Source organism: Oceanobacillus timonensis (genome assembly GCF_900166635.1).
Classification (GTDB): Bacteria; Bacillota; Bacilli; order Bacillales; family Amphibacillaceae; genus Oceanobacillus; species Oceanobacillus timonensis.
The window spans coordinates 2,035,387-2,062,350 of record NZ_LT800497.1; the positions used below are offsets into that span (position 1 = coordinate 2,035,387).

General features: G+C 39.3%; 23 protein-coding genes. 15 read left to right on the top strand and 8 right to left on the bottom strand.

Annotated elements, in window-relative coordinates; translation table 11 throughout:
* Positions 1-61 precede the first annotated feature (61 nt).
* Both B7E05_RS09925 and B7E05_RS09930 read right to left on the bottom strand, forming a co-directional pair.
* The gene (locus B7E05_RS09925) at positions 62-1,702 is read right to left on the bottom strand and encodes a putative ABC transporter permease subunit (RefSeq protein ID WP_080874046.1); all 1,641 of its coding nucleotides are present in this window, start codon (positions 1,700-1,702) and stop codon (positions 62-64) included.
* On the bottom strand, positions 1,692-2,417 hold the full coding sequence (locus tag B7E05_RS09930) for an ABC transporter ATP-binding protein (protein ID WP_080874047.1): 726 nt from the start codon (positions 2,415-2,417) through the stop codon (positions 1,692-1,694). Before B7E05_RS09930 ends, B7E05_RS09925 begins: the two co-directional genes overlap by 11 nt.
* 340 nt (positions 2,418-2,757) lie before the next feature.
* Here B7E05_RS09930 and map point away from each other — a divergent pair, with 340 nt between their 5' ends.
* On the top strand, positions 2,758-3,510 hold the full coding sequence (map, locus tag B7E05_RS09935) for a type I methionyl aminopeptidase (RefSeq protein ID WP_080874048.1): 753 nt from the start codon (positions 2,758-2,760) through the stop codon (positions 3,508-3,510).
* A gap of 49 nt (positions 3,511-3,559) precedes the next feature.
* On the opposite strand, the gene nhaC is transcribed toward map, so the two are convergent.
* Positions 3,560-4,924, bottom strand: a complete 1,365-nt coding sequence (gene nhaC / locus B7E05_RS09940; protein ID WP_080874049.1) for a Na+/H+ antiporter NhaC — start codon at positions 4,922-4,924, stop codon at positions 3,560-3,562.
* 351 nt (positions 4,925-5,275) lie between these two features.
* Positions 5,276-6,175 (bottom strand): cation diffusion facilitator family transporter, encoded by a 900-nt coding sequence (locus B7E05_RS09945; protein ID WP_080874050.1) that lies wholly within the window; start codon positions 6,173-6,175, stop codon positions 5,276-5,278.
* Positions 6,176-6,499: 324 nt separating this feature from the next.
* Here B7E05_RS09945 and B7E05_RS09950 point away from each other — a divergent pair, with 324 nt between their 5' ends.
* Positions 6,500-6,736: an IDEAL domain-containing protein gene (locus B7E05_RS09950; protein ID WP_080874051.1), complete on the top strand. Its 237-nt coding sequence runs from the start codon at positions 6,500-6,502 to the stop codon at positions 6,734-6,736.
* A gap of 131 nt (positions 6,737-6,867) precedes the next feature.
* Entirely contained in the window at positions 6,868-8,178 is a 1,311-nt protein-coding gene (locus B7E05_RS09955) for an MFS transporter (protein WP_425435094.1), read from the top strand.
* Between the two features lie 47 nt (positions 8,179-8,225).
* On the opposite strand, the gene B7E05_RS09960 is transcribed toward B7E05_RS09955, so the two are convergent.
* Positions 8,226-9,140, bottom strand: a complete 915-nt coding sequence (locus B7E05_RS09960; RefSeq protein WP_080874053.1) for a zinc dependent phospholipase C family protein — start codon at positions 9,138-9,140, stop codon at positions 8,226-8,228.
* Between the two features lie 162 nt (positions 9,141-9,302).
* On the opposite strand from B7E05_RS09960, the gene fumC reads away from it, so the two are divergent.
* The 5 genes from fumC (at position 9,303) to B7E05_RS09985 (ending at position 15,726) form a co-directional block, all read left to right on the top strand.
* On the top strand, positions 9,303-10,688 hold the full coding sequence (gene fumC, locus B7E05_RS09965) for a class II fumarate hydratase (RefSeq protein ID WP_080874054.1): 1,386 nt from the start codon (positions 9,303-9,305) through the stop codon (positions 10,686-10,688).
* 363 nt (positions 10,689-11,051) lie between these two features.
* A complete protein-coding gene (locus tag B7E05_RS09970; RefSeq protein WP_080874055.1) occupies positions 11,052-12,716 on the top strand; it encodes a thiamine pyrophosphate-binding protein in 1,665 nt (554 codons plus the stop codon).
* Between the two features lie 42 nt (positions 12,717-12,758).
* The gene (locus tag B7E05_RS09975; RefSeq protein WP_080874056.1) at positions 12,759-14,240 is read left to right on the top strand and encodes an aldehyde dehydrogenase family protein; all 1,482 of its coding nucleotides are present in this window, start codon (positions 12,759-12,761) and stop codon (positions 14,238-14,240) included.
* Positions 14,241-14,256: 16 nt separating this feature from the next.
* Positions 14,257-15,402 (top strand): Glu/Leu/Phe/Val family dehydrogenase, encoded by a 1,146-nt coding sequence (locus B7E05_RS09980; RefSeq protein ID WP_080874057.1) that lies wholly within the window; start codon positions 14,257-14,259, stop codon positions 15,400-15,402.
* A 126-nt stretch (positions 15,403-15,528) separates the two neighbouring features.
* The gene (locus tag B7E05_RS09985) at positions 15,529-15,726 is read left to right on the top strand and encodes an alpha/beta-type small acid-soluble spore protein (RefSeq protein WP_080874058.1); all 198 of its coding nucleotides are present in this window, start codon (positions 15,529-15,531) and stop codon (positions 15,724-15,726) included.
* An 80-nt stretch (positions 15,727-15,806) separates the two neighbouring features.
* On the opposite strand, the gene B7E05_RS09990 is transcribed toward B7E05_RS09985, so the two are convergent.
* Positions 15,807-16,904 carry an ABC transporter ATP-binding protein gene (locus tag B7E05_RS09990; RefSeq protein ID WP_080874059.1) on the bottom strand — a complete coding sequence of 366 codons (1,098 nt, stop codon included), beginning with the start codon at positions 16,902-16,904 and terminating at the stop codon, positions 15,807-15,809.
* Positions 16,905-17,015: 111 nt separating this feature from the next.
* Positions 17,016-17,915 (bottom strand): PucR family transcriptional regulator, encoded by a 900-nt coding sequence (locus B7E05_RS09995; protein WP_245833056.1) that lies wholly within the window; start codon positions 17,913-17,915, stop codon positions 17,016-17,018.
* Positions 17,916-18,059: 144 nt separating this feature from the next.
* Between B7E05_RS09995 and B7E05_RS10000 the strand changes: the two genes are divergently transcribed.
* A complete protein-coding gene (locus tag B7E05_RS10000) occupies positions 18,060-18,407 on the top strand; it encodes a YlbF family regulator (protein WP_080874061.1) in 348 nt (115 codons plus the stop codon).
* Positions 18,408-18,458: 51 nt separating this feature from the next.
* On the opposite strand, the gene B7E05_RS10005 is transcribed toward B7E05_RS10000, so the two are convergent.
* Positions 18,459-18,644: a YhzD family protein gene (locus tag B7E05_RS10005; protein WP_080874062.1), complete on the bottom strand. Its 186-nt coding sequence runs from the start codon at positions 18,642-18,644 to the stop codon at positions 18,459-18,461.
* Positions 18,645-18,838: 194 nt separating this feature from the next.
* Between B7E05_RS10005 and B7E05_RS10010 the strand changes: the two genes are divergently transcribed.
* From B7E05_RS10010 to yhaM, 6 genes are all read left to right on the top strand, one after another.
* On the top strand, positions 18,839-19,735 hold the full coding sequence (locus B7E05_RS10010) for an ABC transporter ATP-binding protein (protein ID WP_080874063.1): 897 nt from the start codon (positions 18,839-18,841) through the stop codon (positions 19,733-19,735).
* Positions 19,728-20,981, top strand: coding sequence for an ABC transporter permease (locus tag B7E05_RS10015; RefSeq protein ID WP_080874064.1), 1,254 nt, complete (start codon positions 19,728-19,730; stop codon positions 20,979-20,981). Before B7E05_RS10010 ends, B7E05_RS10015 begins: the two co-directional genes overlap by 8 nt.
* A gap of 135 nt (positions 20,982-21,116) precedes the next feature.
* Positions 21,117-21,416 carry a metal-sensing transcriptional repressor gene (locus tag B7E05_RS10020; protein ID WP_080874065.1) on the top strand — a complete coding sequence of 100 codons (300 nt, stop codon included), beginning with the start codon at positions 21,117-21,119 and terminating at the stop codon, positions 21,414-21,416.
* A 379-nt stretch (positions 21,417-21,795) separates the two neighbouring features.
* Entirely contained in the window at positions 21,796-23,013 is a 1,218-nt protein-coding gene (locus B7E05_RS10025) for a metallophosphoesterase family protein (RefSeq protein ID WP_179134516.1), read from the top strand.
* Complete coding sequence (locus B7E05_RS10030; protein ID WP_179134517.1) at positions 23,010-25,952, top strand: AAA family ATPase; 2,943 nt, start codon at positions 23,010-23,012, stop codon at positions 25,950-25,952. Before B7E05_RS10025 ends, B7E05_RS10030 begins: the two co-directional genes overlap by 4 nt.
* Before the next feature lie 27 nt (positions 25,953-25,979).
* On the top strand, positions 25,980-26,924 hold the full coding sequence (gene yhaM, locus B7E05_RS10035; RefSeq protein WP_080874068.1) for a 3'-5' exoribonuclease YhaM: 945 nt from the start codon (positions 25,980-25,982) through the stop codon (positions 26,922-26,924).
* Positions 26,925-26,964 lie beyond the last annotated feature (40 nt).

A 26,964-nucleotide genomic window follows, 5' to 3' on the forward strand; every position in this document is an offset into this window, starting at 1 on the left:
ATGAAAAGAAAGAAGACGTACCCGGCAACGCGTATGATTGCCGGGTACGTCTTCTTTTTATTCATTCCCCTAATTTTTGCAGCGTTTTTAGCGTTACTTTTTTACGCAAATAGGTTTGTGTTAAAGCGGTAGCGATAAGAGTAACCATGAGCAGGATAAACAGTATCAGATAGACACCATTTATCTGCATATTCCAAAGTATTATCGTTATAATTCCAAAAAAAGCAACTTGGGCAAGAGAAATAAAAAACGGAATGAACCTTCCTTTAAATAATTCTTGCTCGTCGGTCCAATGTAGCTTCGGGTTTTGGACATCAACGATAAAATGAATCATTACAGATAACCAGTTATACAACAAGGAAATAGCAACCCAGCCGATGAAGATATGTATAGGAATATGGATATACATACCGACTCCGATGATAAGGACAAATGGCAGAAGCGCCATAAGATAAGCAACAAATAATTTTGCGTCAATCAAATGATGAAAAGGAATTGGCAAAAATAAATTTAATTTTCTGCTTGCTCCTTCTCTGGAAATAGCTGTAGAAGCTGTTACATTCATACTTAATATAAATACCGAAACCATAAATAAGATGAGAAATAGATTTTTTTCCGGGGCAGCCGGAACTAGTGCGGCCAGCTCATCTCCCATATCCAAAAATAGAATCACGGTTAGGAATACCGGGAAAAACAAAGATTGAATCACACACTGCATCAGAAAAGCAGGGGTACGAAAAATGACTTTGAGTTCCTTACGCATATACGTGATAAGACTTGAATGCTGTTTTGTCAGCTTTTGTGTTGCTTTCGCTGATAAATTCCCCTTACTGCCGGAGCTCATTCCGCGAACACCTTTCAAATAAAACCGTTGTCCTGCCCAGACAAATACTAACACACTGATTACAAATAAAAACAACAGAGCAATCAGATAAAAAAGACCGGACCAGCTAGCTGCAAGATGAAGACTGTTGGCGCCAAAGTAGGCGGGTGGAAAGATAAATGTAATCAATCGCATCAAGCCTTCCTGTTCCTGCATGTAGGTCATAAAGGTATCCATGAATGCAGCATTATCCATATTTAATCGCACAAGCACGTTAACGAGGATAACAAACAATAAAGAGCCAATTCCCATAAAGATTTTTGAACGGTCCTTATTTTTGGCAATATTAACATAGCGCATAATAAACATAAGAATAACAGCAACGAGACAAAATGGAATAATAGGAAAAATAATAAACAATATAAATCCATAGACATAAAATAAAAAGGATGCATCGTTCAAACTCCCATACATAAATAAAAAGGGAAGAAAGATAAATGCAGTCAGGAAATAATTATAAATTAATGGATTTGCCGCCTTCCCGACTAATAATTGATAAGGATGAACGGGCAACGGTATATAAGCCGAAATATCATCTGAAAAATAAAAAGCCGATAAAATCATGATGAATGATAAAAATAGCAAGATAACTGCAATAGAAAGAAGCGCCAACCCAAGAAGCATACTTTCCTGGTTTATCTCAGCCAGAAAGTTATAAGCGTAGGTGATCATGGAATTTAGCCCCTGCAGTACGATAATAGCAAATGGAATTAAAAAAATAGCAAGAATAATGTATACCCATGCATTACTTTGCTTCCCGGCAGAGGAATACTGCATTTTTAACATAATTCTAGTCAATGTCCATGTTTTACGCATCATTGGTCAGCTCCAAAAACACATTTTCAAGCGACTGGTCTGTATGATACTCAGATTGTAATTCCTCTATCGTACCGTAAAATAAAAGCCTGCCATGATTAATAATCGCTACTTCATCACAGAGCTGTTCTACAACCTCGAGGCCATGACTGGAAAAGAAAACCGTGTTCCCTCGATCTGCATGTTCCCGCATCATTTGTTTTAAGGCATAGGAAGATTTCGGGTCAAGACCGGTTAACGGTTCATCTAAAATCCAAATATCCGGATCATGCAATAGCACAGATGTAACCATTATTTTTTGGCGCATACCATGAGAGTAGCTTTGAATATAATTTCCGAGTGCGTGATCGATGGAAAACTGTTCCGTATAATATGCTATTCTTTCTTTTCGTACATCTTCAGGTACTTGATACATATCCGCAATGAAGTTTAGGTATTCCAGCCCTTTCAATCTCAGGAAAATATCGGAACGATCAGGCACAAAGCCGAAAACCTGTTTTGCTTGTAACGGATATTTTTCAATATCAATCCCATTTAAGGTAATGGTCCCGTCATCAATGGGCAGAATACCGGTCATCATATTAATCGTCGTAGATTTACCAGCACCATTGGGACCGAGAAAGCCGATAATTTTCCCATCAGGTATCACCAAGGATAGATCTTCAATAATTTTATGATTACCATCAAAGCTTTTATTAATTTCGGAAATTTCTATCATAACAAGACCTCCAATTCCATTTAAACGTTCAAACATATCTTTTTTAAAAAAAGATATGTTTATGATAACATGCGGTTTCTTTTTAATAAATTGTACTTTACCATTTTTACAGCGTAGCCCCATTTTTTGCTTGGCGTTTAGGCCGGATATGTTGGAATGTTTTCATTTCAATGGGTTAGAAAAAGTGTATACAACATCATAAGAAGGTGATTTACTGTCCGTTTCAGAATGGTTGTGTTAAAATTTACAATGGACTATGGGTGTGAAACATTGTTTAAATAATTGAATTGATTTCCTATATAGTATCGCGAATATAGAACAAGGAAAGGAAGTTGAGTGAATGATTACCAGAAAAAGTAAAAGAGAAGTACAACAAATGCAAGATGCGGCAGATTTGCTTGTCGCTACACATAAAGAAATTGCAAACCGGATTAAGCCGGGTGTAACGACGTTGGAATTAGATGCATTTGTGGAGAAGTTTTTGGAAGAGCATGGTGCAACACCGGAACAAAAAGGCTATAACGGTTATCCGTATGCAATTTGCGCTTCTCTAAATGATGAAATTTGCCATGGTTTTCCGACAGACAGACCATTAGAAGATGGAGATATCCTGACGGTCGATATGGTTGTTAACTTAGATGGAGGTTTAGCTGACTCTGCATGGACCTATGCTGTTGGGAATGTAGATGAAAAAGGACAGAAGTTGATTGAAGTAACCAAAGAAGCATTATATAAAGGAATTGCCCAGGCAAAACATGGTAACCGCCTTGGAGATATTGGCCACGCGATTCAGTCTTATGCTGAAGCAGAAGGATTTTCGGTTGTTCGTGATTTCACTGGTCATGGAATCGGACCTACGATTCATGAAGACCCGCATGTTCCCCATTATGGGTTGCCAAATAAAGGAACCCGTTTAAAGGAAGGCATGGTTATTACGATAGAGCCAATGATAAATGAAGGTGATTGGCACAGCAAAATGGATGATAACGGCTGGACAGCCAGAACGGTTGATAAAGGACGCTCTGCACAGTTTGAACATCAAATCGTTATCACAAAAGATGATGCAATCATTTTGACAGATCAAGATAAATAATGGATAAAGGCCCTGATGAATGAAAACACATCAAGGCCTTTTTTTCATCTTATTTTTTTGCAGTTCTGGCACCGAATATAATCGTAATTATTGGGCTTAACAGACAGAAAAATGCAAATGGCAAGTAAGTCAGGACAGGGACACCTAAGACGTCTGCGATAAATACGCCGCATACACTCCAAGGGACAAGCGGGTTAATCACTGTTCCTGCATCCTCTAACGTTCGGGATAAAGCTTTCTTTGTTAATCCTGCCCGTTCATAGATTTGCTGAAATGTTTCTCCGGTTAACAGAATGGATAAATATTGTTCGCCGATGAAAACATTCACACCAATTGCTGTAAAGGCGGTGGAAGTAATAATCGATCTGGTTCGTCTCAGTCTGGTTTGAAGTGCTTGTAAGATTACCGGAAAAATTCCTGTCACGAATAATAATCCGCCAAAACTTAAAGCGAGAAGCACAAGGGTAATCGTGAAAAACATCCCTTCCAGACCGCCTCTTGTAAGCAATTCATTAACAGGGTCAAAATCAGAACTTCCGATATATCCGCCGAACCAGATGCCTGGAATAGCTGTTAATGGAAATTGATTCACAACAATCGCAAAAATACTGGCAATGATACTGCTGATGGACATTGATAAGAAAGCAGAAATTTTAAAAACGGTACAAATGATTAAAACGATTAATGGAATCCAAGAACTCCAATGTATCAGGCCTGTAGCTTGTAATGCTTCCTGGTATTGTGCAATATTATTGCCTGCATGGGATTCATTGGGCGATAATATCGCAAAAATAATAAAAGATATAATAAATGCAGGGATCGTCGTTAAACTGATATGTTTAATATGCTCAAATAAATCAACCCCAACAATCGTGGAAGCAAGATTCGTTGTATCCGACAATGGTGACATTTTATCTCCGAAAAACGCTCCGGAAACAATTGCTCCGGCTGTTATAGCTATCGAAGCATCCATTGCACCAGCCATTCCTAATAATGCTACTCCAACTGTGGCTGTCGTGGTCAGGGAACTTCCTAAAGAAATCCCGATGATCCCTGTAATGGCAAAGACAACGGCATAGAACCAGGTCGTTGAAATAATAGACAATCCTGTCATCATCAGCACAGGGATCGTTCCACTGATTATCCAGCTGCTGATTAAAATACCGATAACAAAGAACAAGAATACTGCTCCCATAGCTGAACCGGCACCCAGAGCCATCGCGTCCTGCAGAGATGGATAACTGATTTTATTCCATAAACCATAGCCGATCAGAATGAAAATTCCGATAAGAATAGGTACGTGCGGTGCTGTTTCGAGACCAATCATAAACAAGCTGATAATCACTACAATCATGAAAAGAAAAATGATTGAACCAATTAATGAGGGATGATGTTTTGCCTTGATTGAATTCATTTATAATTCCTCCTTGACTTTTCCTATACTCTAATTCAATTAGAATAAAATACATTAGGTATTATCGTATCGTTTTACGCCAATAAAAAAACTCCGCCCCTAAATAGGGACGAAGTGCAGCTCCGCGTTACCACCCTTGTTGATGCACAGATAAGTGCATCCACTTGATTACAGCGACAAGTATTTATACAAAGCCTGTAATTCGAATCCATTATACACCAAGGTTTGCACCGGCCACCTTGTCTCTGACGTCCTGTTATATAATGGTCTACTGCGGACTTTTCCTGTCTAACGATAAGATTGTTAATAATGACTATACAATTAATTTACTCGTATTGTCAATAAGAGATTTTACGTATTTAAAGTTGGCGAATCGCCGTCTTCTCCATAAGGTTCAATATGGATTAACGCATGATTAATGCCATATTTTTGATAAAGGTAGTCCTCAATTTGTTCTGTAATGGCGTGACTGTGAGCGACCGTTAGTGTGGAATCCACTAAAATAGTGATATCTAAAAGCTCTTGGTTACCATGGATACGCCCTTTAATATCAATGACATCCCGTACATTTTTAAATGTGCGGATGTCTTCTTTCATTTCGTCTAATTTTTTATAATCAAAGCCATCCGTTAATGTGACAGTGGAATCTTTAAAAATATCCCAGGCTGTTTTACAAATGATAAATCCAACCAATATCGCGACAACCGGATCCAACCAGAATAGCCCGAATTGTGATCCAATAATCCCGATAAACACGCCAATACTGACAAAAGCGTCGGAACGATTATCCATTGCAGCGGCATAAAGCGCACTGCTGCCCACTTTTCTGGACAGTTTCAAATTATAATTGAAGACACCCAGCATGATAAGAGCGGCAAATAAGGCTACCCAAGCTGTCAGCATACCAGGTTGCTCATAATCAGCTGCATAAAGGGATTGGCTGGCAGTAAATATAACTTGCAGGCCAATAAACACCATAACAAAAGCGGCGAATAAAGAAGCAATACTCTCTGCCCGGTAATGTCCATAACGGTGAACGGAGTCAGCTGGCTTCCGGGCTATTTTTAATCCTACTAATACCGCAACGGAAGTAATAATATCTGTAAAGTTATTTAAACCATCTGCACGCAGCCCTTCCGAATTTCCGATAGACGCAATAAAAAGCTTCATAACGGCCAGAAATATATAGGCGACGATGCTCAGCCAAGCTCCTTTATCACCGGTTTTTAAATTTTCATCATGATTATTCATAGCTATCCCACCATGTCTTAAAAATGAAGATACATTGTGTAGACCAACATTTTTGTATAGTATTTGTTGTTTTTCAATACGTTATATAACCTTTCTGTATATAGTCTTGAAATTATTTCAAGTTAGCTTTTATAGTCTAACAAATCACCTGCTGGTGGGTCTAGAGAAACATAAGCGACCTCAGGAAGAGTTATTGAGATTTGTAAGCATCTTTTCCTTTAGGAAACATTACTAAACATCACCAAATATTTCAAAATACCTTATAGTTGAAATTTATAGAAAGTTTGTGCATAATGGATAAAAGGCTTTAAGGGGGAATCTTCCATGAAACAAGAAAAAGTCGTTTACCGCTTTTTTCAATATGTAGGCGAGCCGCTAACTGCACGAAAAGAATTAGCATTTGAAGACAAGCTGATTGCACAATTCGTATTAGATGAGCTTGTGTTTAACTGGAACAAATCTCACTTGGAAGAAAGAATCAATCATGCCATTGACACAAATAATCACACAGACTTTAAAGAATATAGTGAAGCTTATAAACAATATGTATGGGAAGATTAAAGAATATAACAAGGCATAGATCGTATAAATCAAATGCGGTCTATGCTTTTTTTATAAGTTTTGTTAAATTACGAAAAGAGATAGGATTTACTAAATAAATCCATTATAATGCAGTAAAGGAGGGGGATATGGTGGACGCAAAATCGAAAAAGAAAATACAGCGCAGTTGGATGATGTATGATTTTGGGAATTCTGCTTTTGCGACAACAATCATGGCTGCTGTACTTCCAGTATATTATTCATCAGTTGCTGCATCTGGATTGGAAGGGCATTTAGCGACAAGCTACTGGGGCTATTCGCAATCTATTTCGGTACTTATTGTAGCAATCCTGGCACCAATTCTAGGTGCAATCAGTGATTTTTCAGCAGCAAAGAAAAAGTTTCTCCGATTTTTTGCATTTATGGGTATTATTGCGAGTATTTTAATGATATTTATCAGTGAAGGAGATTATCTGCTTGCTTCCCTATTGTTTATTATAGGTTCAATTGGATTCTCTGGCGGGAATATATTCTATGATGGATTTTTGCCGGAAATCGCTGATAAGGAAGAGATAGATAAAGTATCTTCCGGCGGTTTCGCATACGGTTATATTGGCGGAGGAATTCTGCTGGCTGTGAATGTGATGATGATATTAAAACCATCGTGGTTCGGAATTGCCAATACAGAATGGGCAAGCCGTATTTCACTTGCATCAGTCGGGATCTGGTGGCTGGTATTTACGATTCCGCTGCTGAAAAATTTGAAAGAAGAGAAAAAAGAGAAGGAAGAGCGGACGAAATCATATATTTCCATCGGGTTCTCCAGAGTTGGCAACACTTTTCGGGAAATAAAACGGTTTAAGCAGCTGCTTATTTTCCTGCTGGCTTTTTGGCTTTATAATGATGGTATTTCAACAATTATCCGCATGGCAACGGTATACGGAAGTGAAATCGGTATCGGTCAAAATGATCTGATTGTTGCTTTATTAATTACCCAATTTGTCGGCATTCCGTTTACATTCTTTTTTGGGTGGCTGGCAACAAAAATAACAGCGAAAAAAGCGTTATTTATCACCTTATATGTGTATTTAGGCATTGTTATTATTGGCTATTTTATGAATACAGCACTTCATTTTTATATATTAGCTATTATTGTAGGGATGGTTCAGGGAGGAGCACAATCATTGAGCCGTTCCATTTTCGGACGAATGATTCCGACTGGCAAACACGCGGAGTTTTTTGGATTTTATGGTATTTCTTCCAAGTTCGCTGCTGTTATCGGCCCATTTATATTTGCGTTGATTGGCCAGTTGACGGGGAACAGTCGCTTAGGAATCCTTTCTCTTATTTTCTTCTTTATTATCGGAATAGTTCTTTTGAAATTTGTAGATATTGATAAAGGAATAGAAGAAGCGAAAAACGCTTCGAATAAAAAAGAGGAAGTCGATGTACGTCCGCAATAATAAAAAGCACATGCTGCCAAATTAGGCTGTAGCATGTGCTTTTTCCTTTACACAATAGGGACACTGAAACGGTTTCTATCCTGGTTTGCCAAGGGAGTTCCTGTATCGTATGATATGTTGCCGATTCTGCGGCTGAGCTGTTCATAAACAGATGCCCCGCCTTCATTCCAATAATCCGTAACAAGTGGAAGTAAACTGACGGCATCATTTAATGCATCATCGTATAATTCTGGAAAACTTTCCTGGTGCACCTCTCCAGTAGCTGCATGCAGCCAGGGGGTTTTATTTTCATTCAGATAATCGATAGATGCATCGATAGGCCGATGGGAATAAGAGCTGATAAAAGGCTTTAACATTTTATTTTTCCACCCGCTTGGATCCGCAAATAGTTTTTGGGCAGCCAGCATGTCCTGATAAGCGATTTGGATGTCCTGTATTTGAAAAGATAATCCGGGATAAAAGGTGCGGATACTTTCATCTAACAGGTGTAAAATAGATGCGGGCAACGTAGTGCCGACGTTTATTTCAGCATATGCCGGATGTTTCCAAAGCTCCATTTTACGAGTGCGGAAGGCCCACTTTGTATCGATGATGGTTTCCAGTTTTTGATGTTTGCTGCCTTGATAGCCAGCACGATAATGGATATAAGGGTGCGTATGGCGATCCAGTAAATGATGCGTGATAAAACCCATTACATAAGCCTTTGTTTCATCGGCTTGTTTCATGGCTTTTGTAATCAGATGCAAGAGAAAAGGCCCGCATTCTTTTGTATGTAAAGTGTTGCCGATTTCCTGTCCGGTTTTTTGATTTGAAAACCAGGGCCAAAATCGATAATAAAAGAAAGGATCAGGACCCTGTGCTCCCAGGAACAACGTATGTTTATATGGAGAACGATGTGTATCACAGGACAAAGAATTACAAACATCTTCTGCGAAAAAAATATGTGTCCAAATATTTGGCATGATGTATCCCTCGTTTCTTTCAAATTGAAATACGTGAAAAAGGAAGATATTGTCGGAAAAAGAACGATTACTGTATTATATCATGAAAAAGAAATCGAAAAAAAACAAAAAATTTGATACACTAGAAAGGGATTCAAGGAAAAGTTTCAAGGAGGAGTTAAGATGGATTATCGTATAGAAAAAGATACTATTGGGGAAATCAATGTACCGGCAGACAAATTTTGGGGAGCACAAACACAGCGCAGTAAGCAGAACTTCCCGATTGGTCAGGAAACCATGCCTGTCGAAATCATTAAAGCGTTTGCAATTCTGAAAAGAAGTACAGCGGTTGCTAACTTTGAATTGGGCTTAATGGAAGAAGAAAAAGCAGAAGCTATTAAGTATGCTGCAGACCAAGTATTAGCAGATAAATTAAACGAGCATTTTCCATTAGTCGTTTGGCAAACAGGAAGCGGTACACAATCCAATATGAATGTCAATGAAGTATTGGCGTATGTTGGAAATGAGTGGCTCAAAGACAAGGGCAGCGAATTAAAACTTCATCCCAATGATGATGTAAACAAGTCGCAGAGTTCTAATGATACATATCCTACTGCTATGCATGTAGCAGCTGTATTAAAGCTCGAAGACACTGTTCTTCCTGCAGTGAAGCAACTCGCAAATACACTGGAAGAAAAGCAGCAGAAGTTCGCTGACATTGTTAAAATCGGACGTACCCATTTGCAGGATGCAACGCCATTGACGTTAGGACAAGAAATCAGCGGCTGGCACCGCATGTTGGAGAAGTCCTATACCATGATTAAAGAAAGCAATGCGCATCTGCGTGAACTGGCTATTGGCGGAACAGCAGTAGGAACCGGTTTAAACGCTCATCCGGATTTTTCGGAAAAGGTATGTAAAGCTATTTCAGCATATACTGGAAAAACATTTATCTCTGCTGAAAATAAATTTCATGCATTGACGAGCCATGATGAAACGGTATATGCACATGGTGCTTTAAAAGGATTAGCAGCAGATATGATGAAGATTGCGAATGATGTACGCTGGTTAGCAAGCGGTCCACGCTGCGGAATTGGAGAAATTGCCATCCCGGCAAATGAACCAGGAAGTTCTATCATGCCTGGGAAAGTCAATCCGACACAGAGCGAAGCAGTGACCATGGTTGCTGCACAGGTAATGGGAAATGATGCCACGATTGGTTTTGCAGCGAGCCAAGGGAACTTTGAGTTAAATGTATTCAAGCCGGTGATTGCATATAATTTCTTGCAATCCAGCCAATTATTAGCGGACAGTATAATGTCCTTTGACGAACGTTGTGCTGCCGGAATTGAAGCAAACTTAGAAAATATCGAAAAGAACTTGCGGGATTCCTTGATGCTGGTAACGGCATTAAATCCGCATATTGGCTATGAAAATGCAGCCAAAATTGCCAAAACCGCATTTGCGGATAATGCTACGTTAAAAGATACAGCAGTTAAACTGGGATTATTAACAGCAGAACAATTTGATGCGTATGTCAAACCGGAAGAAATGACACATCCAAAATAAATAGAAAGAAATCAAAAACTGCCGGACAATCGAACCGGCAGTTTTTGATTAAAAAAGAAGAATATAAGAAAAAATGCAAACTTTTTGTTAAAAAATCCAAAAACGTGAAGCTGTACTTCTTGCTATGGTGTAACCGCTGCCAAAAACCGGTGATAGGGATGTGAATCCTGTTACTTCCCTTGCAATCTTTTGCAGGGTGCTATAAGCTAAACTTAAAGTCAAACGTTTATCTGTCGAATATTGTACTTCCCATTTTCAATAAATTATGTTACTTCCTCTCTCCATTATTTTTGAAGAGAGGTTTTAAATAGGGGGAAAAACAAGTTAGGAAATGGGTACATAGACAGTAAGGGGAGGATTATAATGAATCAGAAAGAAATGACCGTTGCAGATGCAATTGTAAAAGAACTTGTTAAAGCAAATGTAGATACAATATTTGGAATTGTCAGCATCCATAATATGCCTATTTATGAAGCATTGCTGGAAGAAGGTTCCATCCGAATAGCCACTGCTCGGGGAGAAAGCGGCGCGGTGAATATGGCAGATGCTTATGCACGAACAACGGGTAAATTAGGTGTTGTACTGACTAGTACAGGAGCAGGTGCCGGAAATGGAGCCGGATCCTTAACCGAAACGTGGAATGCAGGAACACCGCTGCTTCATATTACAGGCGAAGTAGATTCCGATTATATCGGAAAAGATTTACGCTATATTCATGAATGTAAAGATCAGCAAAAAATGATGGATGGTGCTAGTAAATCATCTTACTTATTGCGCTTGCCGCATCAGATTACACCATTTATGCGGGCGGCAATGAATGATGCACGGGAAGTTCCCAAAGGCCCGGTGACGATATCGATTCCAACGAATTTTCAAGCACAGATTATTCCAGATAACCAGCTGATTGAATCGAAAACAAAGCAACAAAATACAGAAGTAAGTATACCTGCAGACATAATAGAAGCCATTGCATCTGCTAAAAGACCAATTGTATGGACCGGCGACGGGATTATTCACGCTGGGGCTTCTGAAGCACTAACTACATTGGTTGAAAAAATCCAGCCGGCAGTGATTACAAGCGAATCCGGTAAAGGAGGCATGCCGGAGAATCATCCGCTTTGCATCGGAAATTTCGCCGCTACCCCACAAGTGACAGAGCTTCTTAAAAAATCGGATTTGCTTGTCAGTATCGGAGTCAGATTTCGGGAAACAGAAACGGCAGAAGGCACGCTTCCATTACCGGAAAACCATATTCATATTGATTTAAACCCATTTGCGTTTAACCGAAATTATGATACAAAGTACGGATTAATCGGCGATGCCAAAGCTGTCTTGCAAACCATTAATAACACACTGGCAGACAAAGAAACCCAGCCGGATAACGCGTATGTAGAAGAAGTAAAGACAACCCGGACAGCCGTCCGCAATGATTTACATGAAATGGTTCAGCCTTATGGAGAATTTGCCGATATCATGAACAAGCAATTACCGGAAAATACGATTTTAGTAACTGATGTAACAATGCATGGCTACATATGGGGAAATAAACTGGTCCAAATCCAGGAACCAGGTAATTATTTGCATATGACCGGCGGCGGAATTGGACAGGGCTTGCCTATGGCAGTTGGTGCCAAAGTTGCTCAGCCGGAAAAACCGGTTGTGTTGATAGCTGGTGATGGTGGTTTTATGGTGAACGCAGGAGAAATGATTTCGGCTGTCCAGGAAGATGCACCGATTATTGTTTTACTGTTTGATGATGGCGGCTATGGCATTCTGCAATATTATCAGGAAGCAGCGTATGGCCGGCAGACAGCTGTTCATTTACAGAACCCTGATTTTGCTATGATGGCAAAATCGATGGGATTTGAAGCGGAAAAAGCAACATCTGCCAGTGAATTTGATAACGTGTTGGCAAAGGCTCTTGCAAGTAACCAATCCTATATGATTGTTGTGGATACGAAGGCGATTGGTCATTTGGCATATGAAGATTCTCCGGAATATATCCGTTCATTTCGTCCACATCAATAGTCAGGATAACCGCTGCTAAAGTGAAATAAGGAGGCTTATGATATGACCAAACATTTGAAGTTGTATATAGATGGTGAATGGCTGGATTCGGTCAATCCTGATAGGCAAGAGGTAATCAATCCTGCCAATCAGGAAGTCATTGCGCAAGCGCCGCAAGCGACAAAAGAAGAAACCGAAAAGGCAATTCGTATCGCCAGAAGCACATTTGAAAGCGGGATATGGTCGGAACAGACGCCTGGAGAAAGAGCGGAAGTATTATACCAGATCGCCAATAAAATAGAAGCGCATGCTGAGGAATTGACCGAACTGGAAGTATTAAATAACGGAAAAACAATCAGAGAAGCAGAAGCCGACGTAGCTGATGCGTTGCACACATTCCGTTATTACGCTGGTCTGTTACAAAATCAGACAGATGAAACCTTTGAAGCGGAGAAGGATTTACAAACGATGATTGTCAAAGAACCAATGGGAGTAGCCGGTTTAATCGTTCCTTGGAATTTCCCGATTTTGATGAGTGTGTGGAAAATAGCTCCTGCTTTAGCTGCTGGGAATTCCATTATTTTAAAACCGGCAGAAATAACGCCGATGACTGCCGTGAAGCTGTATGAACTCTTCGAACAAACCGATTTGCCTAAAGGTGTTGCGCAGCTGGTGCTTGGAACAGGGGCTGTAGCGGGACAAACACTTTCCGAAAGTAAGGATGTAGATATCGTATCTTTTACAGGCAGCACAAAAGTAGGGCAGCAGATTATGCAGGCAGCAGCTGGTAATTTGAAAAAAGTTTCTTTGGAACTTGGCGGAAAATCACCGAACATTGTCTTTAATGATGCGGATATAGATTTGGCAGTTGATTATGGTTTATTTGGTATTTTTATGGGAGCGGGACAAGTCTGTACTTCAGGCAGTCGGCTGCTCATTCAAGAAGATATATATGAAACATTTGTGGAAAAGTTTATCGAAAAAGCGAAAGCCATCCGAGTTGGTCCTGGAAATGATAAAGCATCGGAAATGGGAGCTATTGTCAGCAACAAGCATATGGATAGTATTATGGAATATATACAGATTGGTAAAGAAGAGGGCGCACATTTAGTTTTAGGTGGCAAGCGTATCGAAAAAGATGGGTTAGAGAAAGGTTTCTTCATCGAACCGACTGTATTCACCAATGTAACAAGTGATATGCGTATTGTCCGGGAAGAAATATTCGGTCCGGTAATTGTGATTCAAACATTTAAAGATGAAGAGGAAGCTATCCATGTGGCTAATGATACGGATTATGGACTTGCCGGCGCGGTATTTTCCACTGATCAGGCCAAAGCTGTCCGTGTCATAAAGAAAGTACGTGCGGGGATTACCTGGGTGAATAACTATCACCTGTCCAGCGTGCAATCGCCGTGGGGAGGATACAAAACAAGTGGGATTGGAAGAAGTCTCGGAAAATACGGCCTGGATGAGTACCAGGAGACAAAACAAATCAATATTAGTATGAACCCGGAACGTTCTGACTGGTTTGATGGAGAAAAATAAATAAAGGAGAAGAGACATGTTAAAACCATATTTAGTTGTAGAATGGAATGATACGGAAACAGATGCACAAGGCTGGCTGGTTGTCCAGAATCTGAAAAAAGGATATTCCGGCGGAGGAACAAGAATGCATCCATCCGTAACAAAAGAAGAAGTGATTCGTCTGGCAGAAGCGATGGCCTATAAATATGTGGCCAGTGAATCGGAAACAACAGGCGGATGTAAAGCCGGCATTGCTTTTGATTTTAAATCACCTGAAGCACCCGGTGTATTAAAACGATTCCTGACAGCTATGATGCCATATATTGATAACGGCGTGTCCTTGGGGAATGATTTAGGAACAAAATATGAAGATATTCTGGAAATATTCCATGAATTTGGTATCGATATTCCACTGACTAAATCCATGAAGGAAAATCCGGTTGTGTTAAAAGGAATCAAGGATTATGATGATTTATTAACACAAAAGCTGGACGGACTTCTTTTAAATGATATTGTCACCGGCTATGGCGCTGCTTTTGCAACAGATGAAGCCTGGAAACGAATGAATGGAAAAGGCGGAGCAAAAGTTGTTATTCAAGGATTTGGCTGTGTCGGTGCCAGCTGTGCATTAAAATTACATCAACTGGGCTATAAAGTAGTTGGAATTTCAGATGCCAATTTATTGGTCACTTGTAAAGAAGGACTGGATATACCTTCTCTGATTGACCATAAAAATGAATATGGGGAGATGGATAAAGCCTATTTCGAGTCTAATTATCATGTAAGACCAAATAATGAATGGCTGGATGTCGATACAGATATTCTGATTCCTTGTGCGCTCGAAGATGTGATTCATGCAGGCAATGCGGATTCAGTGAATGCAAGTCTGATTGCGGAAGCAGCAAATATTCCAATTTCCGCTGAGGGAGATCAAATTGTCAAAGAAAAAGGTATTCATTTAGTAAATGACTATGTCGTCAATTTAGGGTCTGTCCGCGCTTATGACGCTGTGGTATTCGGCCTTGTAGATCCAACGCCGCAAGCAGTGATTGACGATATTGAACAGCTATGCCGAAAAAATGTGCAGCGTTTATTTATAGAATCAGAAAAACAGAACAGATATCAAAGAGACGTAGCAAATGAGCTTTTCCGTCCCGGGAAAAGCGACCTGTTAGAATATTAAAAGATAAAAAAAGGGCGCAGAGCAAGCTGCGTTCTGCATTTTAAAGTTTGCCATTGTTATTACCAATAATTAACTATCATAAGATCAGCAAAATTGCAGATGATAGGTGTACAGGAGGTGATAACTATGGCAAACAACAACTCAAACCAATTAGTAGTACCTGGAGTTCAACAAGCTCTTGATCAAATGAAATACGAAATTGCTCAAGAATTTGGTGTGAATCTTGGTGCAGATTCAACTTCCCGTGCAAACGGTTCTGTAGGCGGAGAAATCACAAAACGTCTTGTTCAAACTGCTCAACAACAAATGCATCATGGTCAATAATTTTATTAAACAAAATATTACTGGCTGAAAAGGGGAGCTTTTAAAAGCTCCCCTTTACCAATTTAGAAACAAGGCAAATATTAATGTATCCGCTGCTCATTGTCTTTGTCAAAGAAGTGGACCTTATTCATATCAAAGGAAAGTTCTATATCGTCACCGCCTTGTATATCGGTTCGGGAATCAACCCGTGCAACAAATTCCTGTCCATCGATACTGGAATAAAGAATGGACTCCGCTCCCATCAGCTCAGCAACTTCGATTTTTGCTGTAAGTTTCGAATCAGCGGATGCTTCTAAAAATACTAACTCATCATGGATATCTTCAGGACGCACGCCAATAACCAGCTCTTTCCCTTCATATCCTTGATTTTTTAAGGGGTTAAGCTTTGGTTGCGGAATGAGAAAGGAATTGTCGCCAATGGTAAATCTGTCTCCTTCCAATGTGCCTGTAAAGAAGTTCATCGATGGAGAACCGATAAAACCGCCGACAAATATGTTCTCCGGCAAATCATATACATCTTTCGGAGCACCAACCTGCTGAATCACACCGTCTTTCATAACAACTAATCTTGTCGCCATGGTCATCGCTTCTGTCTGGTCATGGGTTACATAAATGGTTGTGGTTTGAAGACGCTGGTGAAGCTTTTGAATTTCCGCGCGCATTTGCACACGCAATTTCGCATCTAAATTGGATAAAGGCTCATCCATTAAGAAAACTTTCGCATCCCGGACAATCGCACGTCCTAATGCCACACGCTGTCTTTGCCCGCCGGATAATGCTTTTGGTTTTCTATCTAAGTATGCTTCCAACCCTAAAATTTTCGCTGCTTGATCCACGCGCTCTTTGATTTCTTCCTTTTTGAATTTCCGCAGTTTCAGTCCGAATGCCATATTATCATATACATTCATATGCGGGTATAAGGCGTAGTTTTGAAATACCATTGCAATATCACGATCTTTTGGGGAAACATCATTCATTAATTTATCATCAATATATAATTCTCCCTCCGATATTTCTTCTAAACCGGCAATCATACGAAGGGTTGTTGATTTCCCGCAACCGGATGGACCAACAAATACAATAAATTCCTTATCTTGAATATGCAAGTTAAAATCCTCTACTGCCAAAACATCTTTCCCATATATCTTTTGAATATGGTCCAGTTTTAATTCTGCCATGTTTTTTCCTCCCTGATTTTCATGCAAGTATTTATTCGTGAAAGCGTTTTTAGTAACTGATTTCAGTTTACGGAAAAAACGGTGAAAATCATATGGTGGAGTTGCATAAAATTATGTATCGGCATTGTGCATGTTTGCTAAAATGGCTAAATAAACCGTGAAGGCCTTATCAAATTGCTTCATATCAATACCAGTACTTTCATAAAATTTATCAAGCCGGTACTGTAGACTGTTTCTGTGAATATATAGTTTCTTGGCCGTTTCAGAAACATTTAAATTACAATGGATAAACATGTGCATGGTTTCTAATGCTTCGGTATCCGTCCTGAATTCTTTTAATATCCATTCACTTAACTGGTGCTGCTGCTTTGGAAGAAGGTTACCGATAAGGCATAGCGGATATGCTTCGGTATAGTCCATCACAGCACGGTCTATTTTGGGAATGCTCATTGTCGCCATTTGTAAAAGCTGATCTGTATAATCAGCCAAGTCCTTATCATTTTCCAGGTAAGGGCCAATGAGGAAGGTGATTTTGACATATAATTCACTCATGAAGGTATCTGCAATATGATGATAGGAGATATCTTCTTCTAAGAAACTGTTTCCGTCTTCGATAATAAACCCTTGATTGGGGTGGTTCCATAAAATAGATACATTATCTTTAAAAAATGCCTGCAACGTTTTTTTGAAAATCGATGCATCAACCTGTCCTTTTTCGATTTGAAAGAATATAAAACGGTATCGTCCGTTTCTTCCCAGGTTTTGGTCTTTTCTATTCTGGATCCGTGTTTCCCATTCTTTTTCTTTTGGTGTTTTATCCGGCAATTCAACATGGTAAGGGGTAAGAAAAGTACTTAAAAGCATACCATCTTTTTCGGTTAATTCTTTTTTATCGATTCCAATTATTTTATTTTCAAATTGATACCAATAAAAATCAGGATCAATATGTGGCTGTATTTTGGAAAGTTCAATTAAACTGGGATACAGCTTTTTTAATCGTTGTAAATACAATACAGCTCCTCCTTTATTTAAATACAGAGTGACTTTTAAAAATCTCTTGACGTTATTTCTTATACATGTCGAATAGATATGGCTATACATACGCTTACAGCTTTGTTATAGTAGCAAGAGACGATTGAAGGAGGAATTTATTTAATGGCAAATTTACAAGAGCAAGCAAATCAATTAGAACAAGCACTACGTGAAAGCCAAGAATTTCAAGATTTAAAACAAGCTTACGAGGCAGTAATGGCTGATGAAGTTGCCAAACAAATGTTTGAAAACTTTCGTGAAACACAATTAAACCTCCAGGAAAAGCATATGCAAGGCTTGGATATTTCGGAAGAGGAAATTGAAAAAGCAAGACAAATTGTTGAAACAGTGCAACAGCATGAAGCAATTTCAAAACTCATGGAAGAGGAACAAAAACTAAACAATGTGATTAATGAAGTTTCTCAAACCATTACAAAACCATTAGAAGAACTTTATGGTGCAAATGAATAATGAACATGCAAAACCCCGGCGCTGCTTTATCTTGGCAGCAGCGGGGTTTTTTTAACGATGGAAAAGAACCAGTTTCGCAGTGGGACTGACACAACGATGCGTGTGTTCCAAGTATCCTTTTTCCGCAAGTTTAGCTGTTCCAATTTTCTTCGCTTCTCCATCCGCCGAAGCATCAAAATACTCATCAAGTAATTTCTCGCCATCTTTTGAAAATACCGTCAAATAGTACGCAACCATCTCACAGCCTCCTTCATCTGAAACCGTTTTATACGTTTATTGTAAAACAAGGAGAAGCATGCTGCAATGAAAATGGAGCATTGTTTATTTTCATTGCAGCATATATGATGAAGTAGGACAAATGAAAATACAGAAAGAATCATTGAAACTTTTTTTATAATGTCACGTATTAGAGTAGGAAGGGAGAGAAGTGTGTGCTGAAACTATCAAATGTAACCAAGCGTTTTGGAAACCATACGGCTGTAGACAATTTGTCTCTGGAAATCCCGGAAAGTGAAATGTTCGGCTTTTTAGGCGGAAACGGCGCAGGCAAAACAACGACATTTCGTATGATTCTTGGATTGCTTGACCAAACAGCAGGAGATATTACCTGGCAGGGAGGATCAATCTCTTATAATCAGAGCCATTTAATTGGTTATCTGCCGGAAGAAAGAGGTTTATACCCCAAATTAACCGTGAAAGAACAAATTATTTACTTAGGTCGGCTGCGGGGGATGAAAAAACAGGATATCCTTCAAAAACTGGATGCCTGGCTGGAGCGATTTAAAGTGCCAGAGTATCTGGATAAAAAAGTAGAGGAGTTATCCAAAGGAAATCAGCAGAAGATTCAGTTTATCTCTGCGGTGATTCATGAACCGAAGCTGCTTATACTGGATGAACCGTTTTCGGGATTAGATCCGGTAAATGTTGAATTGCTGAAGGAAGCGGTGCTCGATTTAAAAAATCAAGGAACATCGATTGTGTTTTCTTCTCACCAGATGGAGCATGTAGAAGAAATGTGTCAGCATATTTGTATTCTGCAAAAAGGAACGCCTGTTGTCCATGGATCATTACGGGAAATTAAGCAGGAGTTCGGAAAGAAGAATCTGAACATCCGCGGTGATTTTTCCATGGAATTCTTAAAGAATTATCATGGAGTGGTATCTTATAAGGAATTACCAGATGGATGTGCGTTACAGATTGAGGATGAACAGGCAGCGCAGGATATTTTTGCCGGACTACAAGGGAAAGGTTTTGTCCGGAAATTTGAAATAGAAGAGCCTTCATTAAATGATATCTTTATTGCAAAGGTAGGTGCTTCTTATGAATAAATTCTGGACCATTGTCGGTCATACTTATTTTTCAAGAGTGAAATCGAAATCATTTATTATTACGACCGTGATTACATTAGCTATTATTATCGGTATGGCAAATTTACCTTCTATCATTGATATGTTTTCCGGAGAGGATGAGTCCGATGACGTGCTGGTTATGGATGAATCCGGAACCTATGGGGATTATTTACTGGAAGAAGGGATTAGTGAAGGAACAGGAATTGCCTTTGAGAATTTTGAAGGAACCGAGGAAGAGGCAAAGGAAGCCGTTATCGATGAAGAATATGATGGTCTGCTTGTCGTAACTGCTGATGAAGATAACCTGCCTGAAGGGGAATATTATGCAAATCGCATTTCGGAAACAGGGGAACAAGTGCAGATTGAGCAGATATTACAGCAGTTGAAAGTAATGACAGGAACACAGGAAGCAGGAATTGATCAGCAGACGTTGGATACGATTTACGCTCCTGTGACTTTGCAAACGGAGCAGCTCGATGACAGTGCCCGGACAGCAGAAGAAATGAATCAGTCCAGAGGCCTTGTATATGCGATGCTTTTCATTTTATATATGACCGTTTTGATTTATGGGCAGATGATCGCCACTGATGTCGCAACAGAAAAATCTTCGCGTGTGATGGAACTGCTTATTTCCAGTGCTCCACCTATTATGCATATGTTCGCAAAAATTATCGGTATTGCCTTCTTAGGGCTGACGCAAATTATTATCCTGCTTGGGGGAGGGTATTTTGCGATTCAGGCAAATGAAGGTTCGATGGCCGGCGAATTTTTTGAAGTCATGGGGTTGACCAATAATGACCCGGTTATTTATATTTACGCAGTAGTGTTCTTTTTATTAGGCTATTTCTTATACGCAACGTTGGCAGCCATGCTTGGTTCGCTGGTAAGCAGAATAGAAGATGTTAATCAGCTGGTGACGCCGATGATTATGGTGATTGTTGTTGCATTTATCCTGGCTATGATGGGATTGAGTATGCCTGAATCAACACTGATTACAGTGACATCTTATATTCCATTCTTTACGCCGATGATTATGTTTTTACGTATCGGTATGCTCAATATTCCTTTCTGGGAAATTGGCTTATCGATTGCGATTCTGGTTGTAACCATTGCATTGCTTGCAGCATTAGCAGCACGTGTTTATAAAGGTGGCGTGTTAATGTATGGCAAATCAGGTTCAATCAAGGATATAAAACAGGCAATGAAGTTATCGAAAAAGGAATAGAACAGGTGCCGAAAGTCTCCATTGTTATTTAAAGATGGAGACTTTTCGGTTTAGACTCATCTATGCAAGGTTTTTTCTTTGACAAAAATACGGTCGGGTGGTATTTTAAAAATGTAACCAATAAGGAGGGATACGATGGATTCCTTACATGAACATACCGTAAAACCAAGAACAGATGCAGAAAAAAAAGCAATGACGAATCGATTAAAACGAATTGAAGGTCAAGTACGCGGCATCCAAAAAATGATTGATGAAGATCGATATTGTGTGGATGTTCTTGTCCAAATCAGTGCGATTAACTCCGCATTAAAACGAGTCGGATTTGAAGTGACGGAGCGCCATGTCAAACATTGTGTCAGCGACGCCGTGAAATCCGGAGAAGGCGAAGAAGCAATAGATGAACTGATGGACGTGCTAAATCAGATGACAAAATGATATATAATGTTAAAGTCTACACATCCGTGGTAGGCTTTTTCTATTTGTACGCTAAAATGATTCCGAATATAAGTTCAACACTAAAATCTATTGTTGATATTATTTTATAAATAAGTTAGTGAAACGAGTTAGCGAAGGAAAAACACGGAAAGCGTAGTGTTTTTCCGTAGCGGTTGCTAACATCAAAAATATAGTCATTTGTCAATCATAAATTTTGATGAAGAGTCAAAATATAAATAAAGATAAATGGAAGAGTTTTGTTGGGAAGAATCAGCGTGTATCAAAGATGATCTTTTTTGGAAGTGACTGCCTAACAGAACGTGCATTCTATTATCGCCTCTGTTAAAATAAGGGTATGATAAAAGCGGGAGGGAAGACAGTGAATTCTGCAGTTACTTTTATCCATGCAGCTGATTTGCATTTAGACAGTTTATTTAAAGGGCTCAGACATGTGCCGGAAAATATATTTAAAGAAATTCAAGAGAGTACATTTACTGCTCTGAACCATTTAGTGGACAGAGCAATCGAACATCAGGTGGACTTTTTATTATTAGCAGGGGACTTATATGATCATGAATCACAAAGTCTAAAATCACAAATAAGGCTGCGCCGTGCTTTTGAACGGCTGAAGGATGAACATATTGACGTATATCTATCTTATGGAAATCATGATTTTATCAAAGGAGATTCTTTTGACGTAGCGTATCCGGATAATGTACATATCTTTCCTGATGAAACGGTAACGTGTATTCCTTTTTATAAACATGGTAAAGCTGCTGCAGCGATATACGGTTTTAGCTATGAACATAGAGCAGTTTATGAAAATAAATCATCAGCATACATAACGACAACAGACGATGATTTTCCGTTTCATATTGCTATGCTGCACGGCAGTGTGGCGACAAATACAGAACATGATACCTATGCTCCTTTTCAAATAAAAGACTTGTTAAACAAAGGAATGGATTATTGGGCGTTGGGCCATATTCATAAACGGCAGCAACTCCATGAAAATCCGTCCATCATTTATCCCGGTAATATACAAGGGAGGCATCGGAAAGAGACGGGAGAAAAAGGTTGTTATTTGATTACTTTAAGCAAACATCAGACAAAGCAGACCTTTTTACCGCTTCAGGCAATCCGTTATGAAGAAGTGGAAGTGGATATCCGGGATGGTTTATCACCTTCCCAAGCAGAAAAAGCAATCATAGAGCGGCTCCCGGAATCTAGTGTTCCCAGCTTATTCTATTTGAAAATAGCAGCGAAAGAAACAGAAACATTCACACCGGACGAGGGACTTATCCAAGAGCTGGTCGAAGTAATCAATGAATCGCTGATGGAACGTTTCCCATGGCAATATATTTATCAGCATCAGATTGTTTTAGAAGAAGAATCAAGTCAACTGGCAGATGATTTCTTAACAGATATATTAGAAGAAGTGGATATGGATTTTATCCATGAAGGATTACAAGAAATCTATCGTCATAAGGATGCCCGAAAGTTTTTACCCGCTTTGTCGGATGAAGATGCACAGGATGTTAAAGCTGATGCATATAAGTTGCTGAATGACGTATTGCGAAAGGAGCGGTCAAAGTGAAAATAAAAGAAATAACCATTTACGGATTTGGCAGATGGATTGATCAGTCATTCTCCTTTTCAGATTCACATCTGATAACGCTTCTTGGTAATAATGAATCAGGTAAAACGACTTTGCATCAATTTATGATATATATGTTGTTTGGTATGACAAAAAAGCAATGCGATTTTTACCGTCCGAAAACAAGCAGTAAACTGGGCGGGAGGATGATTATCGAACATCCTCTTGAAGGTACGGTCAGGATAGAACGCCTGGACGCGACAGAGGTAAGATACTTTGATAACAAGGGAGAGGAAAAAGATGGAACCTGGTTTGGAGCGCTTCTGGGGAATGTGAATGCAGAAACGTTTCAATCCATTTATTCCTTTTCTGATCAGGATTTAACCGTAATGGAAGAAATGAATGAAGAAGATATGAGTGAACTGCTGCTGAGTGTTGGTCTAACAGGATCGGCAGCTATTTATAAAGCAGAGAAAAAACTACAGACAGAATTGCAAAAACGGTTCAGACCGTCTGGAACGAAACCGGTTATCAATGAAAAATTAAGGGAATTGCGCTCCAAAGATAAACAGGCAGAAGAAAAGAAGCAGCTGGAAAAATCATATAAAGAGCAAATAGAGAAACTGCATACATTGGAAAATAAACATACATTAAAAAAAGAACAGATTGCAGCGTTGGATGAACAGCTGGAAAAGAAAAAATTGCTCGACAATACACTTCCTATCCGAAAAGAAATCCTTCATATTTCTGAAGAATTGCAAGCATTGACAGATGTTCAAGACTTTCCCTTAGATCATCAAGAACAAATCAGGACAATCTATGCTGATATCAACCAGTTCGATAGAGAAATTCATTCCCATCAGGCTACCCTGGATACGTATACAGAAAAAAAACAAAATGTAGCAATCAATTCTCTTGGAAGTGAAGAAAAAGAGGAATTAACGCAGCTGCTAAATCAAAAAGCGGAAATAACTTTCATGATGGAACGCCGTAAAACGCTGGAACAGGATGATAATTATAAAGCACGCGAAATGACCGGAATGATTCAAGAAAAGCAGATTAATATAACAACAGAAGAATTGAAACAGCTGGAATTGCCTTTTTATCTGGAGAAGGAATGGGCAGCAATACGGAAAGAACAGGAACATCTGCAAGAAAGTACTGCTGATAACCAGCAACAGAAAGAAAAGCTGACACAAGAAAAATTACGCATCCAAGAGGAACAGAAAGATGTAGAAAAAGAACTGCTTGCTGACGTGCATGTAAAGGAATTAAACCAGCGGATGGAAGCTTACCAACAGAGAAATCATCAGGATGAAAAGCAGCAAAAAGGGATGTACCAGCTGCTGGAGCAAATGATTCGAGGGAAAAAGAAACAGCAGAAAATGGTTACTGTTACCGGAATCATAGTCGTTCTGGCGGTTCTGTTAGCTGGCTTGATTATAGACATGCCCTGGCTATTTTTATTAAGTTTGGCAGGCGGTATCGGCGTGTATTATATCCGCCGCATCCTGGAACAGCACATGACAAAGTTAAAGCAACAGCAGCAAGACTGGCAGATAGATTATTCGGGACAGGAAATGGATGTGACTGCAGCAGAATATGCGGAGGCACAAGAAATTTTAGAAGAACAGCAGCGGTTGCATCATAAACGCTCCACCTTACAGGATGCCTTTCAACAAACAATTCGTGAGCTGGAAACCACGGAAACATTACAATCTGATTTAGAAAAACGGCAACAGCGCTTAGAAGAAAAAATTGCACATCAAGAACTTCAGTTTCCATTTTTACAATCGATAGCTATTTTTTATTGGCAGGATGTCTACCATTTACTGCAAAAACTGCTTCAGCTATCCAATGAAAAACAGCAAATTCAAATAGAGTTAGATGAGGTAAAAGAGCACTTGGATCAGTTTTTTGCACAGGTTAAAGATTGGTTGGAACAGAATGGATTTTCCAGTGAACCCAGTCTGGAAGCTATGATGCGCACGTTAGAGGATATACAGCAGCAAGAACAGCAACAACAGTATGAGATGCAGCAGCTGGATCAGTTGATAAAAGATGTACAACATAAGCAATTGGCGCTCAAACAAAAAAAACATTATTACAGAGAAGAACAGGATCAGTTATTAAAAGCGGCTGGAGCGGCATCAGAAGAAGATTACTTTAAAAAACAGGAGAGAAAAGAACATTTTAATAAACTGTTCAACCGGCAAGAAGAACTAACAGAGAGAATGCAGATGATGCTTCCGGAAAAATGGCAGCAGGAATGGACCGAGGGATCCTTGGAAGCTGATCAGCCTTATAAAAATAAAAAAGAGCTGGAATTAGCATTAGCGGAGGAAGAAGAAGCATTAGAACAGTTAAAAAATCAACTGGCAGAGCAGAAATTACGTATTGAACAATTGGAATCGGCAGAAGATATTTCTTTGCAAATGCATGAACTGGCAATGGAGAAGGAAGAATTGCAAGATATGGTCAAAGCGTGGGCTGTGCAAAAAACCGCTTTACGGATGCTCCTTGCCGCCAAACATCAATACAAGGACAAATATTTGACCCTCGTGATAGAATCAGCACAAACTTATTTTAAAGAGATTACTGGAAACCAATATGATACAATATATGCAGCAACAGCAGAAAAACCTTTTCAGGTCGAAAATAGTAAAAATAAACAGCGATTTCACGTCGGAGAGCTTTCTAAAGGAACCAGAGACCAACTCTATATTTCTTTAAGATTTGCGATTAATGAGGTGATGGCTAAAACATCCGGATTACCATTTCTGATGGATGATGCGTTGGTTCATTTTGACAGGAAACGTACAGAGAGAATGCAACAGGTCTTAGAACGGTTGTCTGAAAATCAACAGGTAATTTTATTTACCTGCCATAGAGAATTTGCTGAAGCTGCTAACGGAGATATTATTCAACTTCATTCATGATAAGCTTGATTTGGAAGGAGAAATTAGATGAAAAAAGGAATTGCATATTTAACAGTCGGTGATAAATTTGAAGGGTTTTTATTAATTAATCAATCGACAAAAGGGACGACGAGTAACGGAAAACCATTTTTAACATTAATGCTTCGTGATGAATCTGGAGAGTTAGAAGCAAAGCTGTGGGATGCCACGAAAGAGGATGAGGAGAATCTCGTCGCTGAACAGATTATTCATGTGAATGGAGAAATTAATCAATTTCGTGGGAAAAATCAGTTGCGTATACATGCCATTCGCTTATCCCAACCTACAGACCAGGTGCATGTGAGCGATTTTGTCGGTAAAGCTCCATTGGGTAAAGAAGAACTTGGGTCAAAGTTAACAGAAGCTATTTTTGAAATGACAAATCCAACCCTGCAACGGATTGTAAGAGGGTTTGTAAAAAAGTATCAACATGATTTGCTTATTTATCCGGCTGCTGCGAAGAATCATCATGATGTAGCATCTGGACTTGCATATCATGTTGTCAGTATGCTGGGTATTGCTCGAAAACTGCATGAATTATATCCTTCCATTGATAGAGACTTACTCTATGCAGGTATTATTCTCCATGATATCGGGAAAATCAGAGAATTATCCGGCGTGGTGTCCACCACGTATACACTGGAAGGAAAGCTGCTGGGTCATATCACGATGATGACAGAAGAAATAGCGGAGATGGCAAAAGAACTGCAAGTCGAAGAAAAAGAAGAGGTGCTTATTTTACAGCACTTGATTCTAAGTCATCATGGCAAAGCAGAATGGGGCAGCCCGAAACCGCCGATGGTGAAAGAAGCAGAACTGTTGCATCTTATTGACTTAATTGATGCCAAAATGAATATGTTGGATAAAGCTTTAGATAAAGTCCAGCCGGGAGAATTTACAGAACGGCTTTTTGCCATGGATAATCGCTCTTTTTATAAACCTTCTTTTGAATAAGTGGTATCAAAATGAAGATCATGTCATTTTCTAAGAACTT